A 15,646-nucleotide genomic window follows, 5' to 3' on the forward strand; every position below is an offset into this window, starting at 1 on the left:
TGTCCATGGGCACCCGCTTTGTGGCCAGCCAGGAGGTACAGGTCATTCCCGCCTACAAACAGCGCATTGTTGACAGCACGGCCGAAGACACCATCCATACCTGTGTGTTCGATGTCGGCTGGCCCCAAGCCGCCCACCGTGTGCTGCGTAACACTGCGGTCGAAGACTGGCAGGCCGCCGGCTGTCCGGCCAGCGGTCAGCGACCGGGCGAGGGTGACATCGTCGGCCGCATGCCGATGGCCGGCACGACAATCGATGTCCCGCGCTACGGCATTTTCCCGCCCCTGCCGGGTTTTGCGGGCGATATGGAACACACCGCGCTGTACGCCGGAGAATCCTGCGCTCTGATCCACGACATCAAGCCGGCCGCCCGGATTGTGGCCGATATCGTCGCCGAGGCCGGGCGTCTGCTCGACACCCTGCACGGCTGAACCGCCCCTTTTGCCAGGCTCCGATAGCTGATAGCAACAGCGAAGGGAGGAGCTATGGATCGACTCAAGGAGAAGGTCGCCCTGATTACGGGCGGCGGCTCGGGCATTGGCCGGGCGTCGTGTTGCCTGTTTGCCGAGCACGGCGCCAGGGTCGTGGTCGCCGACTTTGTGGTCGAAGGTGGCGAGCAGACCGTCAGTGACATCAGCGCCGCGGGTGGTCAGGCCAGCTTTGTCCGGGCCGACGTGTCGAAATCGGCCGACGTGCAGGAGATGATTCGGCACACCGTTCAGACCTATGGCCGGGTGGATATCCTGTTCAATAATGCCGGCATCGAGGGGCCCTCGGCCAAGCTGGCCAACTACGCTGAAGACGCCTGGGAGCGGGTGATCGCGATTGACCTGACCTCGGTCTATCTGGGTATGAAGTATGTGATTCCCCACATGCTACAGCAGGGCGGCGGGGTGATCCTGAGCACTGCCTCGGTGGCCGGCATGGTCGGCTTTCCCGGCAGCGGGGCGTATGCGGCGGCCAAAGCCGGGGTGATCAACCTGACCCGCCTGGTTGCCCTGGAATACGCCAGCAAGAACATCCGGGTCAACTGCATCTGCCCCGGCATCATTGCCACCCCCATGGCCCAGCGCGTCATGGGCGAGCGGCCCGATGACCGGGTGGTCCGGCTGGAACCCATCGGCCGGTTGGGCCAAGCCCAGGACATCGCCAACGCAGCCCTGTTTCTGGCCAGCGACGAGTCGTCGTTTGCCACCGGGGCGCCGTTTGTCATTGACGGCGGGTATGTCGCCCGTTAGGCACCAGCCATGAGCGCCACGCTGATTATCGCCGGCTGGTGGCTGCTGTTCGGTGGGACGCATGTGCTCCTGTCCTCGGCCCGGGTGCGGCCCAGGCTGATCGACCGTTTGGGCGAGCGCTCATTTCAGGCGGTGTATTCGCTGGTGGCGCTGGCCACCTTCGTGCCCCTGTGCGTGTATTACGGTCGGCATAAGCACCTCGGCCCGCAGCTGTGGGTCACCCTGGAGCCGTATCTGCTGGCCCGTGACTTCAACATAGGGTGCATGCTGCTGGCCTTTGTCCTGTTGGTAGGCGGAATACTCCAGCGTCCGCCCAGCTCCCTGCTGGCCCAGGGCACGCCCCAGGCCTACGGCATGACCCGCATTACCCGCCACCCTGTTTTTGCCGCCGCCTTCCTGTTTGGCCTGGCTCACTTGGCGCTGGTCGGCGCCCTGAGTGATGTGGTCTTTTTCGGCGGCTTTGTGGTGTTTGCCTGGCTTGGGGCCAGGCACCAGGATCAGCGCAAGAGCCGAGACCTGCCCGGCTATGCCGAGTTTCAGGCCGCCACCTCGTTCGTGCCCTTTGCCGCCATCGTGGGCAAAAAACAACCCTTTCCCGGCCGGGAGCTGCGCTGGGGCATGATTCTCCTGGCCGTGATCCTCTTCTATGTCGTGCGCTTCTACCATCCCGCCATATTCGGCGGCGTGCTGATGACCCTATGACCGCACAAGACTCCCCGTCCGCTGAACCGCAGGATCTTGACGCGGCGCTGCATCGTTACTTCGGCTTCGACGCCTTCCGCCCGGGCCAGCGCGAGGTGATTGAAGCCGTGCTGGCGGGTCGCTCAAGCGTCGCCATCATGCCGACCGGGGGCGGTAAGTCGCTGTGTTACCAGCTCCCGGCCCTGCTCAGCCAGGGCGTCACCGTGGTCGTCTCTCCGCTGATCGCGCTGATGAAAGATCAGGTCGATCAGCTCCACGCCCGGGGGATTCTGCATTCCGCGGCCCTGAATTCCAGCCTGTCGCGGGCCGAGAGCGAGCGGCGGCTCCGGCGTCTGGTCGGCCAACAGCTGAAGCTGCTGTATGTGGCACCGGAACGCTTTGGGGTGCCGGGCTTTCTGGAGCTGCTGGGGCGGGTGCAGCTCGGCCTGTTCGTGGTCGATGAGGCTCACTGCGTGAGCCAGTGGGGACATGATTTCCGGCCCGATTATCTCCAGCTGCGCGAGGCCATCCGCGCCCTTGAGCCCCGCGCCGTGCTGGCCCTGACGGCCACCGCAACGCCTGCGGTCCGACGCGAGATCGCCTTTCAACTCGGCCTGGCCGACCCCTTCCTGCTGGTCAACTCCTTTGACCGGCCGAACCTGTTTTTTGGCGTCGTGCCGTGCGTCACCAAGGCCAAGCCCGAAGCCCTGGTCAGTCTGCTGCGGGGGATCGCCGGTAGCTGTATTGTGTATGTCTCGCGCCAGCGGGACGCCGAAAGCCTGGCTGCAAGCCTTAACGAGCAGCGGATCGCTGCTGTGCCCTACCACGCCGGTCTGGAGCCGTCCGTGCGCCGCAGCAACCAGCAGGCCTTTATTGACGGCACGACGCGGGTCATCGTGGCCACCGTCGCCTTTGGCATGGGCATCGACAAACCCGATGTCCGGGCGGTAATCCACTACCAGCATCCCGGCTCGCTGGAGTCCTACTATCAGGAGGCGGGCCGGGCCGGCCGGGATGACCAGCCGGCCCAGTGTATCGTCCTGTACGACAAGCGCGACAGTGGCTTGCAGCGATTTTTCATCGCCCAGCGTTATCCCAACCTGGGCGAGGTGCGCGGTATTTATCGTTTGCTCAAAGACGGGCTTGAGCCGCGCGACATTCCTCAGCGCGTGTCCGGGCTGAGCGAGGAAAAGGTCAATGTCGCCCTGAGCCTGCTCCAGGATCAGCGCTACATCGAATGGACGGGTGCCGGTGTCCGTGTCCTCAGCCAAACGAGCGCGCAAGCTCTGCGGCTCGATTTTTCTTTTGTTGAGCAACGCCAACGGGCCGATTACCGGCGTCTGGGCGAGCTGCTCGATTATCTGACGACCGAGGGCTGCCGTCGCAGCGTCATTCTGCGTTACTTTGGGGAAAAGGTGGCGGTCGGCCATAGCTGTGGGAACTGCGATACGTGCCACGCCGCCCGGTCCGAGACGGGTGCTACGGCAGTGCAGCCGCCTGTCCTGGCGGCGCTCGACGGCCGCCCGACCATTCTGGCTGCGGTGGCCGAGCTGCAGAAACGCGGCTTGGGCCGGTCCGGTCTGGCCCAGGTCTTGGCCGGCAGCAAGTCCCGACGCATGCGCCAACTCCAACTTGATACGTCGCCCCACTACGGCGCCTTGGCCCGCTTCACCCAGGATCAGATCATTGAGCAGATCGACGACTGCATCCAGGCTGGGACGCTACGTCTGATCCCGGGTCAGTACCCGCGCGTTGTCCTGCCCCCGCCCCAAAAGACCGCTTCGAGCCCGCCCGCCGAGCCCGCTCCACAACCGCCCTCCGAGCCAACCCCTGAGCCTTCCCCGGCTCCGTTTGGCGGCCTGCCGGCCGAGGTGTGCCGGGCGGTGCTTAGCGTCGTCCAGACCCAGGACGGCCAGCTGTCGCGCTCCGGCGTGGCCCATTTTCTGCGCGGCACGACAGACCTGGGCACGCGGCCGGCGGCCGAACACGCCTCCTTGCCGGGCTATCGCGCTTTGGCCCAGCACTCTCACCAAGAGCTGCTGGCTGCGGTCGACGTGCTGGTCGAGCAGAAACTGTTGGTGATCGAAGCGTCCGAATATCTGTATGTGTGGCTGACCCAGCGGGGAGCGGCTGCCCTCGGCACGCTCAAGACACCGGACGCGCCGCCAGGCCGGTCGGCGGACGAGCGGCGCGGAAAGCGCTGAGGGAAAACCCCTCTGGCTCTGCGTTCAGCTTCGCGCGTCCACCAGAGCCGCGTCCTCGAAATCCACCAGACCCAGCCGTCCGCCATAGGCAGACGGATGATACGAGCGGTAGCCCAAGAGGTGCTGGGCCTGTTCGGGTAGCTGGCGGGCGACTTCCAGGGGGACGGCCAGGGCGTGGTGTTCCTCGGGGCGCAGCCAGCCCAGCACGAAGCTGATGTGCATCCCGCGCCGCCACGTATCCGGTGTCCGGTTTGCTCCAGCCGCGTGAATAACTTTCCCCGTATAGAGCAGGGCCGAACCGGCCGGCATGACGGCTTGGGTCACTTCTTCGGGCTGCGCTTCGCGCTGCGGGTCTGGCCAACGGTGGCTGCCCGGAACGACAAGCGTGGCGCCGTTTTCTTCGGTGAAGTCGTTCAACGCGAATATGGAGCTGACCGTGAGTTCCGGGCCGGGCCAGGGGAAGTGGGGCCAGTTGCCTTCGTCGCGGTGCAGCATCTGGGCCGGTTCTCCACCACCGATGATCATGGTTTGAGAGGTGTTCAGCCAGTACGAACCACAGTTGGCTAACAGATAATGATCCGCAAACGCTTTGAGCACGGGGTGGAGAAGCACCTCGATAAACGCTGGTGATTTTGCGGCCAGACCACAAAATCGGATCGTTTTCTGGCCATGAAAGACCTGCCACAGCTTGCTGTCGCTGCGACTGCCGGGCGGGTGGGTTTTGATATAGCCGTCGAGTTCGGCGTTGAGTCGCTCCAGCAGGTCGGGCTCAAGCAGGTTTTTCACAATCACCCCACCGTCCCGCTCAATCACGGACAGGTAGGCTTGCCGGTCGGCGTCAGGTCCCAGGGTCGTCAGTGTGGCTTTGCTCATGGGCACTCCTTCGCGATTGTTACTCCCCTCTCTCAATCTGCATAGCGCTCTTCAGCGGTTCTTGCCAGCAGCCGTCTTATTTCCTGTTTATTTTCTGACTCTGGCGACTGTGCCTCCGTTGGCCCGCAGGAGCGCCTGGGTCGAGACCCGGACCAGGGCGGTTTGTGACCCGCCGCCGGTATACACCTCAACGGCCTGCATGACCCGGGGATCAACAAGAAAGGTCGCGGCAAACCCGAACGACGGTGTCCCGCCACACGGATAGCCGGTTGTGGCCAGCATTTCATCCGGCGTCATGGTTCTCACCCGGTCTGTCTGGAGTGCCTTGGCAACCCGCGAGGTGCTGGCGCGGTCTTCGCCCTTGACGATGGCGACAATCACCTGGCCGTGGGTGTCCGTCATGCAGATATTCTTGACGAGATTTTCCGGTTCTGTGCCAACTGCTGCCGCGGCTTCGGCCACCGAATGACAAGACTGATCGAAGAAGAGCTGTTCCGCCTCAATGTTGTTGGCCGCAATAAACTGCCTGAGCTTGTGTCCGTAGGCGTCCATGGTTGTCTGTGATACCACTTTTTTTGCCGCTGCCCCATCCCGTCCGCGAGCGCCACCAAACCAGCGCTCAGCAAGGACGGAACTGAGTTGCGCTCCGGGTGGATAGGATATAGTCATCAGCAGTCTTCGGCAAAGGTGAGCCATGATGCCCCTTCGATGAGGAAGATATCATGGTTCACCTTCAGGGTCTTACAATCCGCGGGAGTAGACATGGGCACGCTTATCAGCTTGGAGGAAGCGGTCGGCATACGCCGACAGGCCAAACGCGCCGGTCGGTCGGTCGTGTTCACCAACGGCTGCTTTGACCTGCTGCACCGTGGGCACGTCGAATATCTCGAACAGGCAAAAACCTACGGACAGCTGCTCGTGGTCGGCCTCAACAGCGACCGCTCGGTCCGCGCCCTGAAAGGGCCCGGCCGGCCGGTCTCAAATGAGGCGGACCGGGCCGTAGTGCTGTCGGCCCTGGCCTGTGTTGACCAGGTGCTGATCTTTGATGAGCCGACCCCAGCCCGGGTCATCGAGCGGCTGGTGCCAGACGTGCTGGCCAAGGGCGGAGACTGGCCGGTGGAGCAGATCGTGGGTCGCGAGGTGGTCGAAGCTGCGGGCGGACGGGTGGTGTCCATCACCAGCAGCGTACCCGAGTATTCGTCAACCCGCCTGATGGAACACGCGCGGACCGTCCCGACCGCCGAAGCCCGGGGGCCGGCCGAGCAGTCGGCGGACATCAGGCTGGTGGTCGAGCGTCTGCGAGAGAGCGCGCTGACCAAACACGCGCTCGCCCAAACCCTGGCTGCCGACATTGCTGCGGCGGCCCAGAGCGTGGTAGACGCCCTGCGGCGCGGCAACAAAATCCTGCTGTGCGGCAATGGCGGCAGCGCGGCCGACGCCCAGCATATCGCGGCCGAGCTGGTGGGGCGGTTTGAGGTCGAGCGGGAGGGCCTGCCGGCCATTGCGCTGACCACCGACTCCTCGGCTCTGACCTCTATCGCCAACGACTGTGGCTTCGCCATGCTGTTCGCTCGCCAGGTCGCGGCCCTGGCCACGGCCGGCGATGTCCTGCTGGCGATCAGCACCAGCGGCAACTCCGCCAATGTCGTGCGCGCGGTCGAGGTGGCCAAATCCCGCGGTCTGACGACAATCGGGCTGTTGGGCAAGGGCGGCGGCCGACTGGCCGAGCTGGTCGATCAGGCTCTGATCGTGCCGGCGTCCAACACCGCTCGTATCCAGGAGGCGCATATCACCATCGGTCATATCGTGTGTGAGTGGGTGGATCGCGCCTATGCTGCGGAACCTGTCTGAAACGCGAACGCGGATCTCTGCTTGCTGAGGCGGTCATCCTCGTTTACTTTTTCTCTATGTACAAGTCTGTCGAGCCGATCGATTTACGCCGGGTGACGACCTATCCGCTGGCCGAGCGTCGGAACAAGGTCAGAGTGCAGGACTTTGCCACGGTGTACGAGCCGCAGGGCGGGCTGCGCGCCTTTCTCGACAGTCTGCCCAATATTCTGATCGGCAACGATTTCCGGGCAGTCGTGGCGGCTGTCCTGGCCGCCCACCGGGCCGCTAAGCCTGTCATCTGGGGCATGGGCGCGCACCTGATCAAGTGCGGCTTGAGTCCGTGGATTATCGAGCTCATGCGCCGGGGCGTTATCAGCGTCCTGGCCATGAACGGAGCTGGCCCGATCCACGATTTCGAGATCGCCCTGATCGGCGAAACCTCGGAAGATGTGGCCTCGGGTCTGGGCGACGGCAGCTTCGGCATGGTGACCGAAACCGGGCAGCTGATGAACGAGGCGCTCGACCGTGACGAGGTGCGCGCCGGCCGGATGGGGCTGGGCGAAGCCCTGGGCCACAAGCTGGTCGCCCTGAGCCCGCCCTACGCGGCTCACAGCCTGCTGGCGGCCGCCTTGCAACTCGAGGTGCCGCTGACGGTCCACGTTGCGCTGGGGACCGATATCATTCACATGCGGGACAACGCCGCCGGCTCGCTGCTGGGCCAGGCCAGCTTCACCGATTTTCGGCTGCTGAGTAGCCTGGTGGCCGGGCTGTCGGGCGGGGGGGTGTATCTGAACGTCGGCTCGGCGGTGATTCTGCCCGAGGTGTTCCTGAAAGCCTTTACCATCGCCCAGAACCTGGGAAGCAATCTCAAACAGTTTGTCACGGTCAATCTTGACATGCAGCAGCACTACCGTCCGCTGCACAACGTGGTCGGCCGGCCGGCCGGGGTGGGCGGCCGGGGCTACGCCATCACCGGCCACCACGAGCTGATGGTGCCGCTGCTAGCCGCAGCGGTGCTGGAGGCGCTGGCCGAGGAGGAAGGCTGAGGACGACGAAAATCCCCCCAGCTCCCCTTTGGGAACGGGCGGAGGGTAGGCTTCACATGAGGAGGAGAATATGGACGTTGAAAAGAGACTGGCCGAGCTGGGCCTGGAGCTGCCCCCCATTCCCACGCCGGTGGCCAACTATGTACCGGTCGTGCGGGCCGGCTCCCTGCTGTTCCTGTCCGGGCACGGTCCGGGTTTGCTCAAGGACGGACAGGTACAGTTTATCCAGGGCAAGGTCGGCGGAGAGCTGACGGTCGAGCAGGGTTACGAGGCGGCCAGGCAGGTCATGCTCAACCTGTTGCAGACGCTCAAGCAGGAACTCGGCGACCTCGATAAGGTCAAGCGGGTGGTCAAGCTGCTCGGTTTTGTGAACTGTGCGGAAGATTTCCAGCAGCAGCCCCAGGTCATCAACGGGGCCTCCGACCTGCTCGTCGAGCTGTACGCCGAGCGCGGTCGCCACGCCCGCTCGGCGGTCGGCATGTATCAGCTGCCGTTCAATATCGCGGTCGAGATCGAGATGATCGTCGAGGTGTAGGGGCGGACATGCAGGCTGAAACGTATCGGCTGGGGATAGATATTGGCGGGACGTTTACCGACCTCGTCCTGCTGTCTGACGACGGCATGGCCATCGGCAAGGTGCTGACGACGCCGCATGACCCGGCTGCGGCCGTGCTCGACGGGGTGCGCGAGCTGCTCGGACAGGCGGATATCAGCCCCCGACACGTCTCGCAGCTGGTCCACGGCACAACGCTGATCACCAACGCGATTATTGAGCGCAAGGGGGCCAAGACGGGTCTGATCACGACCAGGGGTTTTCGGGACGCGCTCGAAATCGGCCGTGAACGCCGCTACGACATCTACGATATCTCGCTGGAAAATCCCCAGCCGCTTGTTCCCCGCTTTCTGCGCCGTGAGGTCAGCGAGCGCCTCGACCACCGCGGCGCGGTGCTGATACCGCTCGATCCGGTCGAAGTCCGGGCGGTGATACACGAGTTGGTCGAGGCCGGCGTCGAAGCCCTGGCCGTCTGCCTGCTCCACTCGTTCCGCAATCCGGCTCATGAGCGGCTGGTGAAGCAGGTTGCGGCCGAGCATTTTCCGCACCTGAGCTGCTCGCTGTCGTGCGAGGTCATGCCCGAAATCCGGGAGTATGAGCGGACCTCGACGACGGTCGCCAACGTGTATGTGAAGCCGCTGGCCCGCCAGTACCTGGACAAGCTGAACACCGAGCTGCGGGCCCTGGGCGTGCCGCGTGACATGTTTGTCATGCTGTCGAATGGAGGGATAACGAGCTGTGACGTGGCCGGCGAGTATCCGATCCGGCTGATCGAATCCGGCCCGGCCGCAGGCGCGCTGGCGGCCAGTTTCTACAGCGCCCGCCAAGAACTCGACCGGGTGATTTCGTTCGACATGGGCGGCACGACGGCCAAGATCTGCCTGATTGATGGGGGCCAACCCATGCTGACGACGGATTTTGAGGCGGCCCGGGTGTACCGCTTCAAAAAGGGCAGCGGCCTACCGCTCAAGGTGCCGGTGATCGAGATGATCGAAATCGGCGCCGGTGGGGGCAGCATCGCCCGGGTCGATAGTCTCGGGTTGCTCAAGGTCGGCCCCGACAGTGCCGGCTCGCAGCCCGGACCGGTGTGTTACGGCCAGGGCGGAACCGAACCGACCGTGACCGACGCCGACCTGGTGCTGGGCTATCTGAGCCCCGACTATTTTCTGGGTGGCAAGATGCGGCTTGACCGAGCCGCGGCCGAGCGGGCGATTGCCGACCGGATCGCCCGGCCGCTCAAGCTCGACGTGCTGCGCGCGGCCTGGGGGATTCACCAGGTGGTGAACGAGAATATGGCCAATGCGGCCCACATGCACCTGGTCGAAAAGGGTCGCGACCCGCGCGGCGCGCATCTGATCGCGTTTGGCGGGGCGGGCCCGGTCCACGCCTACCGGGTGGCCGAGCGGCTGAAACTCAAAACCGTGGTGTGTCCGCTGGCGGCCGGCGTGACCTCGGCCTTTGGCATGCTGACCGCCCCGCTGGCCTTCGATTTTGTGCAGAGCTATGTGACGACCCTGTCCGAGCTGGATTTTGCCAGCCTGGAGCGCCTGTACGCAGACCTGGAGGAACGCGGTCGGGCGGTGCTGACCGCAGCCGGGGTGGAGGGCGACATCACGCTCAGCCGCTCGGCCGATATGCGCTATGTCCAGCAGGGCTTCGAGATCAGCGTACCGCTGCCGCCCGTCCTGGGCGCCCAGCATTTGCCGGCCCTGCGCCAGGCCTTTGCCGAGGAGTATGAGCGGCTGTACAAACGGCTCAATCCGGGCGTCGAGATTGAGGTGGTGAACTGGCGTTTGCTGGCCTCGGGGCCGCGCCCCCAGGTGAGCCTGCCGTCACAGGCCGGGTCGAGCCATACGCTCGAAGCCGCCCGCAAGGGTGAGCGTCAGGTCTACTTCCCTGAGCACGAGGGCTATGCCTCGTGTCCGGTCTACGACCGCTACCTGCTGCCGGTCGGCACGCCCTTTTCCGGGCCGGCCATTATCGAAGAGCGGGAATGCACGGTTGTTGTCGGACCGGGGGCCGGGGGGCAGGTGGACGCCGAGCAAAACTTGGTGATCACCCTCGCCGGATAAATTTGCCAAAGAGTTCCTTCCGCCGCTCTACCCGGCAATAAGCCGTCGGATCGTTGCCATTGGCAGAAACAGGCGACGTTGATCATCGACGAATTCGACGAACCCGAATTTTCGATAGAAGGCAGCTGCGGCATCGCCACGGGCATCAACCACCAAGGCCTGCATGGCAACCACCTGGGTGACCGAATGCACCCGTTCGAGTGCGTCCATTAAGAGATACGCGCCAAGCCCGCGACCCTGTTGGCTGCTATCGACAGCGAGGCGTCCCAGTAGCGCTCCTGGAACCGGGTAGTACGGGAGCCGCTTTGCCTGGTCCGCAGGCATGGCTTCCCGGCGGAAGTTGGCTGCGCTCAGTGTGTAGTAACCGACCACGGTATCAGCATCAGGCTCGGCCGCCACAAACACTCGCGCAACATCCCGCCGCATATCTTGGGAAGCCAAGCGCCGAATGTAGTTATCAAGCTCTGGCGCTCCGCAAGAAAAGGCAGACCGGTCATGGACTTTACTGTTGAACGGCACGATACGCCACACGGCCGCTCCGGTTGTCATCCCTTGGCCTGCCGGTAGCGCGCATAGGCTTTGCGGAGGGCTGTATTCGGCGCGGGTGGATTGGTCAAGGCAGCATAGAACACCTGCCAATCCGCATTGGACAGAGTGACAAGCTCATTCTCCTGTATGACCCGCTCGGCTTCTTCCAACGCAGTACCAAGCACAAATTGACTGAGCGCCTTGCGACGATAGCCTGCCGCGCGCTGCAAGACATTCTTCGCGTGGGCATCGAGCCGTATCTGTAAGCGTTCCTGTTTGGCTGCTGTCGGCATGGCCGTCCTCCTAGAATCTTCCTTGTCATTTTGTACGCACAATCGGAGTACATGACAAGAGGGCAACTCTCAGTTCCCAAAGCTGAACGCGCCATGCAGCGCTTCTCGTGCTCGTGTACGCTCGCAGCCAGCACGTCATGCACAGCCTTCATTGAACTCGGGAAACCGGAACAGGCTCGGTGCGCGCCGGGAGGATTTTGCCTGTTGCGACAGCCTGAACGTGTTTGAGGATTTCGGCGCTGTAGTAGCGATTGGCGCACCTGTCACAGACTCCAATCAGAACCTCCTCCAGGATGACAAAGCCGGCTCTGTGTTTGAAAGCTTCCCGCTCAACACGCTTCTCTCGAACCGTTCCCTCACAATACTCGCACCGATAGCCAAAGTGTTCTTTCATGGTGCTGACTCCGTCACTTTGTACTCTCAGTGCTTAGGTCCACAGCGGTTTCATTGTCCATATAGGCCCGCGCCGAGGAGAAGGACGAGACGCTGTAGGGCACCAGATAAGGTTAGTTCATTGTCAGCTGAACTTGCTCCCGATGTTGGACCATCGGATCCGAGAAAGTTCCGGCTCAACCCTTCCGGCGATGCCTGCAGCACGACTTCAGCGCAACACGAATAGCGCCGCCTCGGGCGCCTTGTCGAGCACGCGGAGCAACGCCTTAGCCGCACCGGTGGGGCGGCGTTTTCCCTGTTCCCAGTTACGGATTGTTTCTTGCGGTACGTCGATGCGACGGGCGAACTCTTGTTGGGTGAAGCCCAGACGTTTACGGACGCGGCGGGCGAATTTTGCCATGTCCCGCATCGCTTCGGCCTCGTCTTGGCGTTGCTGTGCCGCGATGTCCCGTTCGGTCGTCGCGTCCAGCACTTCGTAATTGACTCGTCCCGCAGGCAGGTCTCGCCGACGGCCGGGATCAATCTTGACGCGTGTTCTTGTCATATGCCTCAACCTCCCTCTTATTGGCTTTGCGGGCTGAAATGATGCGGATAGTGGAATGCCGCAGGGTAAAAATGACGACGAACACCCGGCCTTCAATCACGCCCAACAGCCGGTAGCGATCCTCGCCATAATCCTGACGATAATCCCGACTGATAATCCGATTTGCATCAAGAAAAGCTCGAATAGCATAGGCGAAATCGAACCCGCGCTGCACGAAACACGCCTCACTCTTTGCGTCATCCCACTCGAACTCCATGAGTCATGGGTAGGCCATTGGCCTACTGTCTGTCAACACGCAAGGGAAGATGAATGCTCACGACAGATAGCCTGTCGGCTCGTTTTTAGGGACTTCCATCTGCGGGTGTATCCACAGCGGTTTCATTGTCCATATAGGCCCGCGCCGAGGAGAAGGACGAGACGCTGTAGGGCACCAGGAAGGTCAGTCCGATCTTGGCCACCAGGCGGGGCGAGAAGTCGAGGCTGAGCAGCACGTCATACTGGTTGATGACGGTCAGGATCGGCCCGACGATGGCTGCGACCCTGATCGCCCGCCCAACGGTCTCGCGCCGAAACAGGTGATGGACAAAGCGGCGCAGGGAAACGGCCCGGCCGGACCGGGCCGGTACCTGGGCCACTAGAGTACCTCCTCAAAGAACAGCCGCATGGCTTGCCACGAGCGGGTGTCGGCCGCCTCGTTATAGGCAATCCAGTCTATGCCCCGACTTGCGGCGTCCGGGTAGGTAAATCCGTGTCGGGTATGGCCATAGCTGATGAGCTGCCAGTCGACGCCGGCCCGGGTCATTTCGTCGGTAAAGGCGCTGACGTGCTCGACCGGCACGGACGGGTCGTCGGCCCCGGTACACACCAGCAGCTTGGCCCTGACCTGACCGGCTACGGCCGGGCGTTTGGTCTCCAGACCTCCGTGAAAGGTCACTACGCCCGCCAGCGGTGCGCCGTCGCGGGCCAGCTCCAGGGCGAACGTTCCGCCCAGGCAATAGCCGATCGCCGCCAGCCGCCCCGCATCCACCTGGGGCAGGGCGGCCAGCGTCTCCAGGGCCACCCGCGCCCGTTGGCGAAATGTGTCCGGATCGTCACGCAGGGCGCTGACGCGCCGCATGACCTGTTCCAGATCGTCAAACTCAATACCGTCGCCGTACGGATCGCCGGCCAGGGCAACATAGCCCAGGTCGGCCAGCATCTCGGCCCGTCGTTTGGCGTTGGCGCCCAGCCCGAAGCCGCCCGGCATGACCAGGACGCCCGGACGCGGGTCGGACCGGGTGTCGTCATAGGCCACAAAGCCGCGCAGGCTCACAGCTCTGTCTTGATACTCGATAGTCTCGGTCTGCATGCTTAGCTCCCTCCCGTGGCCGGCTATCATAGCTGTGCCGGGCGCAAAAAGGCTACGGCAAAAGCGTTTGCCCAGGCGCTCGGTGATTTGCTACAGGTAGACCCCAGACAGATCAGGAGGGAACTATGAGTGGTGCACTTTCAGGTCAGTCCGCGATTGTTACTGGCGGAGCCTCCGGCATTGGTCGGGCGGCGGTCGCCGCGCTGCTGCATGACGGGGCGGCGGTGGCTGTGCTGGACCGCGATGAGGCTGGCGCGGCCGCCTCGGCCGGGCAGGGTGACACGGCGTTTGCGCTGCCGATTGATCTGGCCGACACAGCCCAGATTCCGGGTGCGGTGGCCCGGGTGATTGAGCGCCTGGGAAAAATTGACGCGCTGGTCAACTGCGCCGGGGTGACCGGCCGTTTTCAGAGCCTGCTCGACATGGAGGAGGACAACTGGGACTTTGTCCAGACGGTCAACCTGAAGGCCGCCATGCTGATGATGAAGCATGTGGCCAAACACATGATTGAGCGCGGTGGGGGTGGCCGGATTGTGAATATCAGCTCCAGCTCAGCCTTCCGCGCCCGCCAGTCGCCCATCGCCTACGCCAGCTCCAAGGCTGCCCTGGTCCAGCTCACCCGCAGTGCGGCGGCCGAACTGGGACCGCACAATATCAACGTCAATGCGATTGCGCCCGGGATTACCGCGACCGGCATGACCAAGGTCATCGGCGACGCCGCAGCCCTGGAGAAAGTGGCCTCCAGCGGTCCCCTGGAAAACCTGTTCCACCGGGTCTCGCAGCCGGAAGATGTGGCGGCCGCGATTCTGTTTCTGTGCCAGCCGGGCAGCCGCCAGATCACCGGCCAGACGCTTCATACCAGCGCCGGGGCGGTGGTGTAGGGAGTTGGGCGGGCTTTCGTGCCCGCCCGGATCTGGGCTCCGTCACCTGCCTGGCCGCACGGGACGGAGTTGTCTCTTCACCAGGAAAACGCTTCGTCCAGCCGGCTCATCTGCTCCTGAGTCAAGCGCCAGCCGGACGCCCCACAGTTCTCAACGGTGCGGTCCACCCGGTCAGACTTCGGAATGGCGATGACGTTCGGGTGGGAGACACACCAGTTCAGGGCGACCTGACTCAGGGTCTTGTGTGTCTCGCTTGCAATCTGTTCCAGCGTCCGGACACCCCTGGCGAGCCGGTCGATGTTCCGGTTCGTCAGACGCCCACTGTCCAAGGGGGTGTAGGCCAGGATCGTCACATTGTGTTCCTGACAGTAGGGCAGCATCTCGTGCTCAATCGAGCGGGCGTTCAGATTGTACAAGACTTGATTGGAAACGATCGGGTTGTGGCGCATGGCGGCTTGAGCTTCCCGCAGCTCGCGGACAGTAAAATTACTCACGCCAATATATTTGATCTGTTTCCTGTCGACGAGTTCTTCCAGCGCGCGCATGGTTTCTGTGATCGGTACGGACGAATTCGGCCAGTGGATCTGGTACAGATCGATCACGTCCGTACCGAGTAGACGCAGGCTCGCCTCTGCGGCACGCAGCACGGCGTCGTGCCGCAGATGGTCGCCCGACACTTTGGTGGCAATGAAGACGTGGTCGCGGAGGTCTTTGACGGCCTGTCCCACAACGTCTTCGGTGCGGTACGCCTCTGCGGTGTCGATGAGGCGTGCGCCCAGCTCCAGACCCTTACGCAGCGGTTCCACCCCACCGCGATACTTCCAGACCCCCAGGCCAATCTCCGGGACCGTGACGGCGGTGGTGCCGAGTTGTTTGGTTCTCATTGGCGTCCATTCCTCAGTACGACGATAATCCCCCGTCTGCGGGCAGAATGACCCCGGTCAGCATCCGGGCTTCATCCGACGCCAGGAACAGGGCAACCTGGGCGATATCTTCGGGCTCGCCGACCGAGAACGGATAGCGTTGCAGCTGGGATTTGATGAACTGCGTCCGGGGCGTGGCGGCCGGGGCGTCCGGGTCATCGGCTCCCTGCTGGGTGAAGAGCTGTGACGCTGAGCGGGCGATGCCCGAACCGGCGCCGGTGATAAATGCGACTTTTCCG

Annotated in this window: 20 protein-coding genes; 9 read left to right on the forward strand and 11 right to left on the reverse strand. The window is 63.5% G+C overall.

Annotation, left to right across the window (positions count from 1 at the left end; genetic code table 11):
* The 4 genes from J4F42_15080 to J4F42_15095 form a co-directional block, all read left to right on the forward strand.
* Positions 1–431: hypothetical protein (locus J4F42_15080; GenBank protein MCE2486836.1), on the forward strand; the 431-nt coding region annotated here is incomplete at its 5' end.
* Positions 432–485: 54 nt separating this feature from the next.
* Positions 486–1,238 carry an SDR family oxidoreductase gene (locus tag J4F42_15085; GenBank protein ID MCE2486837.1) on the forward strand — a complete coding sequence of 251 codons (753 nt, stop codon included), beginning with the start codon at positions 486–488 and terminating at the stop codon, positions 1,236–1,238.
* 9 nt (positions 1,239–1,247) lie between these two features.
* Positions 1,248–1,940 (forward strand): hypothetical protein, encoded by a 693-nt coding sequence (locus J4F42_15090; GenBank protein MCE2486838.1) that lies wholly within the window; start codon positions 1,248–1,250, stop codon positions 1,938–1,940.
* Positions 1,937–4,123 (forward strand): RecQ family ATP-dependent DNA helicase, encoded by a 2,187-nt coding sequence (locus tag J4F42_15095; protein ID MCE2486839.1) that lies wholly within the window; start codon positions 1,937–1,939, stop codon positions 4,121–4,123. Before J4F42_15090 ends, J4F42_15095 begins: the two co-directional genes overlap by 4 nt.
* Positions 4,124–4,147: 24 nt before the next feature.
* Here the strand turns inward: J4F42_15095 and J4F42_15100 are convergent, their stop codons facing one another.
* Together J4F42_15100 and J4F42_15105 are read right to left on the reverse strand one after the other, a co-directional pair.
* Positions 4,148–4,996: a phytanoyl-CoA dioxygenase family protein gene (locus tag J4F42_15100; protein MCE2486840.1), complete on the reverse strand. Its 849-nt coding sequence runs from the start codon at positions 4,994–4,996 to the stop codon at positions 4,148–4,150.
* Between the two features lie 87 nt (positions 4,997–5,083).
* Positions 5,084–5,548, reverse strand: coding sequence for a YbaK/EbsC family protein (locus tag J4F42_15105; protein ID MCE2486841.1), 465 nt, complete (start codon positions 5,546–5,548; stop codon positions 5,084–5,086).
* A 210-nt stretch (positions 5,549–5,758) separates the two neighbouring features.
* Here J4F42_15105 and J4F42_15110 point away from each other — a divergent pair, with 210 nt between their 5' ends.
* The 4 genes from J4F42_15110 to J4F42_15125 all read left to right on the forward strand — a co-directional run bounded on the left by J4F42_15110 (position 5,759) and on the right by J4F42_15125 (position 10,497).
* Complete coding sequence (locus J4F42_15110; protein ID MCE2486842.1) at positions 5,759–6,847, forward strand: SIS domain-containing protein; 1,089 nt, start codon at positions 5,759–5,761, stop codon at positions 6,845–6,847.
* A 56-nt stretch (positions 6,848–6,903) separates the two neighbouring features.
* On the forward strand, positions 6,904–7,872 hold the full coding sequence (locus J4F42_15115; protein ID MCE2486843.1) for a hypothetical protein: 969 nt from the start codon (positions 6,904–6,906) through the stop codon (positions 7,870–7,872).
* Positions 7,873–7,942: 70 nt separating this feature from the next.
* A complete protein-coding gene (locus J4F42_15120) occupies positions 7,943–8,407 on the forward strand; it encodes a RidA family protein (protein MCE2486844.1) in 465 nt (154 codons plus the stop codon).
* A gap of 8 nt (positions 8,408–8,415) precedes the next feature.
* On the forward strand, positions 8,416–10,497 hold the full coding sequence (locus J4F42_15125; protein MCE2486845.1) for a hydantoinase/oxoprolinase family protein: 2,082 nt from the start codon (positions 8,416–8,418) through the stop codon (positions 10,495–10,497).
* Between the two features lie 27 nt (positions 10,498–10,524).
* Here J4F42_15125 and J4F42_15130 read toward each other — a convergent pair whose 3' ends face one another.
* The 7 genes from J4F42_15130 to J4F42_15160 all read right to left on the reverse strand — a co-directional run bounded on the left by J4F42_15130 (position 10,525) and on the right by J4F42_15160 (position 13,603).
* Positions 10,525–11,046, reverse strand: a complete 522-nt coding sequence (locus tag J4F42_15130) for a GNAT family N-acetyltransferase (protein MCE2486846.1) — start codon at positions 11,044–11,046, stop codon at positions 10,525–10,527.
* Complete coding sequence (locus tag J4F42_15135) at positions 11,043–11,318, reverse strand: DUF1778 domain-containing protein (GenBank protein MCE2486847.1); 276 nt, start codon at positions 11,316–11,318, stop codon at positions 11,043–11,045. Before J4F42_15135 ends, J4F42_15130 begins: the two co-directional genes overlap by 4 nt.
* A 148-nt stretch (positions 11,319–11,466) precedes the next feature.
* Positions 11,467–11,712: a YgiT-type zinc finger protein gene (locus tag J4F42_15140; protein ID MCE2486848.1), complete on the reverse strand. Its 246-nt coding sequence runs from the start codon at positions 11,710–11,712 to the stop codon at positions 11,467–11,469.
* 207 nt (positions 11,713–11,919) lie between these two features.
* The gene (locus tag J4F42_15145; protein ID MCE2486849.1) at positions 11,920–12,255 is read right to left on the reverse strand and encodes a helix-turn-helix domain-containing protein; all 336 of its coding nucleotides are present in this window, start codon (positions 12,253–12,255) and stop codon (positions 11,920–11,922) included.
* Entirely contained in the window at positions 12,230–12,511 is a 282-nt protein-coding gene (locus J4F42_15150) for a BrnT family toxin (protein MCE2486850.1), read from the reverse strand. Before J4F42_15150 ends, J4F42_15145 begins: the two co-directional genes overlap by 26 nt.
* Before the next feature lie 85 nt (positions 12,512–12,596).
* The gene (nrtS, locus tag J4F42_15155) at positions 12,597–12,890 is read right to left on the reverse strand and encodes a nitrate/nitrite transporter NrtS (protein ID MCE2486851.1); all 294 of its coding nucleotides are present in this window, start codon (positions 12,888–12,890) and stop codon (positions 12,597–12,599) included.
* Positions 12,890–13,603, reverse strand: a complete 714-nt coding sequence (locus J4F42_15160) for a dienelactone hydrolase family protein (protein MCE2486852.1) — start codon at positions 13,601–13,603, stop codon at positions 12,890–12,892. Before J4F42_15160 ends, nrtS begins: the two co-directional genes overlap by 1 nt.
* A 125-nt stretch (positions 13,604–13,728) precedes the next feature.
* Between J4F42_15160 and J4F42_15165 the strand changes: the two genes are divergently transcribed.
* Positions 13,729–14,484, forward strand: a complete 756-nt coding sequence (locus tag J4F42_15165; GenBank protein MCE2486853.1) for an SDR family oxidoreductase — start codon at positions 13,729–13,731, stop codon at positions 14,482–14,484.
* Between the two features lie 77 nt (positions 14,485–14,561).
* On the opposite strand, the gene J4F42_15170 is transcribed toward J4F42_15165, so the two are convergent.
* Together J4F42_15170 and J4F42_15175 are read right to left on the reverse strand one after the other, a co-directional pair.
* On the reverse strand, positions 14,562–15,368 hold the full coding sequence (locus J4F42_15170) for an aldo/keto reductase (protein ID MCE2486854.1): 807 nt from the start codon (positions 15,366–15,368) through the stop codon (positions 14,562–14,564).
* A gap of 13 nt (positions 15,369–15,381) precedes the next feature.
* A partial coding sequence (locus tag J4F42_15175; protein MCE2486855.1) for an SDR family oxidoreductase occupies positions 15,382–15,646 on the reverse strand: 265 nt, incomplete at its 5' end.

The organism is Desulfurellaceae bacterium, from assembly GCA_021296095.1.
Classification (GTDB): domain Bacteria; phylum Desulfobacterota; class Binatia; order Bin18; family Bin18; genus JAAXHF01.

Coding starts and splice junctions, on each gene's coding strand:
- J4F42_15085 (MCE2486837.1), top strand. CDS start 486: ATGGATCGACTCAAGGAGAAGGTCGCCCTGATTACGGGCGGCGGCTCG.
- J4F42_15090 (MCE2486838.1), top strand. CDS start 1,248: ATGAGCGCCACGCTGATTATCGCCGGCTGGTGGCTGCTGTTCGGTGGG.
- J4F42_15095 (MCE2486839.1), top strand. CDS start 1,937: ATGACCGCACAAGACTCCCCGTCCGCTGAACCGCAGGATCTTGACGCG.
- J4F42_15100 (MCE2486840.1), bottom strand. CDS start 4,996: ATGAGCAAAGCCACACTGACGACCCTGGGACCTGACGCCGACCGGCAA.
- J4F42_15105 (MCE2486841.1), bottom strand. CDS start 5,548: ATGGACGCCTACGGACACAAGCTCAGGCAGTTTATTGCGGCCAACAAC.
- J4F42_15110 (MCE2486842.1), top strand. CDS start 5,759: ATGGGCACGCTTATCAGCTTGGAGGAAGCGGTCGGCATACGCCGACAG.
- J4F42_15115 (MCE2486843.1), top strand. CDS start 6,904: ATGTACAAGTCTGTCGAGCCGATCGATTTACGCCGGGTGACGACCTAT.
- J4F42_15120 (MCE2486844.1), top strand. CDS start 7,943: ATGGACGTTGAAAAGAGACTGGCCGAGCTGGGCCTGGAGCTGCCCCCC.
- J4F42_15125 (MCE2486845.1), top strand. CDS start 8,416: ATGCAGGCTGAAACGTATCGGCTGGGGATAGATATTGGCGGGACGTTT.
- J4F42_15130 (MCE2486846.1), bottom strand. CDS start 11,046: ATGACAACCGGAGCGGCCGTGTGGCGTATCGTGCCGTTCAACAGTAAA.
- J4F42_15135 (MCE2486847.1), bottom strand. CDS start 11,318: ATGCCGACAGCAGCCAAACAGGAACGCTTACAGATACGGCTCGATGCC.
- J4F42_15140 (MCE2486848.1), bottom strand. CDS start 11,712: ATGAAAGAACACTTTGGCTATCGGTGCGAGTATTGTGAGGGAACGGTT.
- J4F42_15145 (MCE2486849.1), bottom strand. CDS start 12,255: ATGACAAGAACACGCGTCAAGATTGATCCCGGCCGTCGGCGAGACCTG.
- J4F42_15150 (MCE2486850.1), bottom strand. CDS start 12,511: ATGGAGTTCGAGTGGGATGACGCAAAGAGTGAGGCGTGTTTCGTGCAG.
- J4F42_15160 (MCE2486852.1), bottom strand. CDS start 13,603: ATGCAGACCGAGACTATCGAGTATCAAGACAGAGCTGTGAGCCTGCGC.
- J4F42_15165 (MCE2486853.1), top strand. CDS start 13,729: ATGAGTGGTGCACTTTCAGGTCAGTCCGCGATTGTTACTGGCGGAGCC.
- J4F42_15170 (MCE2486854.1), bottom strand. CDS start 15,368: ATGAGAACCAAACAACTCGGCACCACCGCCGTCACGGTCCCGGAGATT.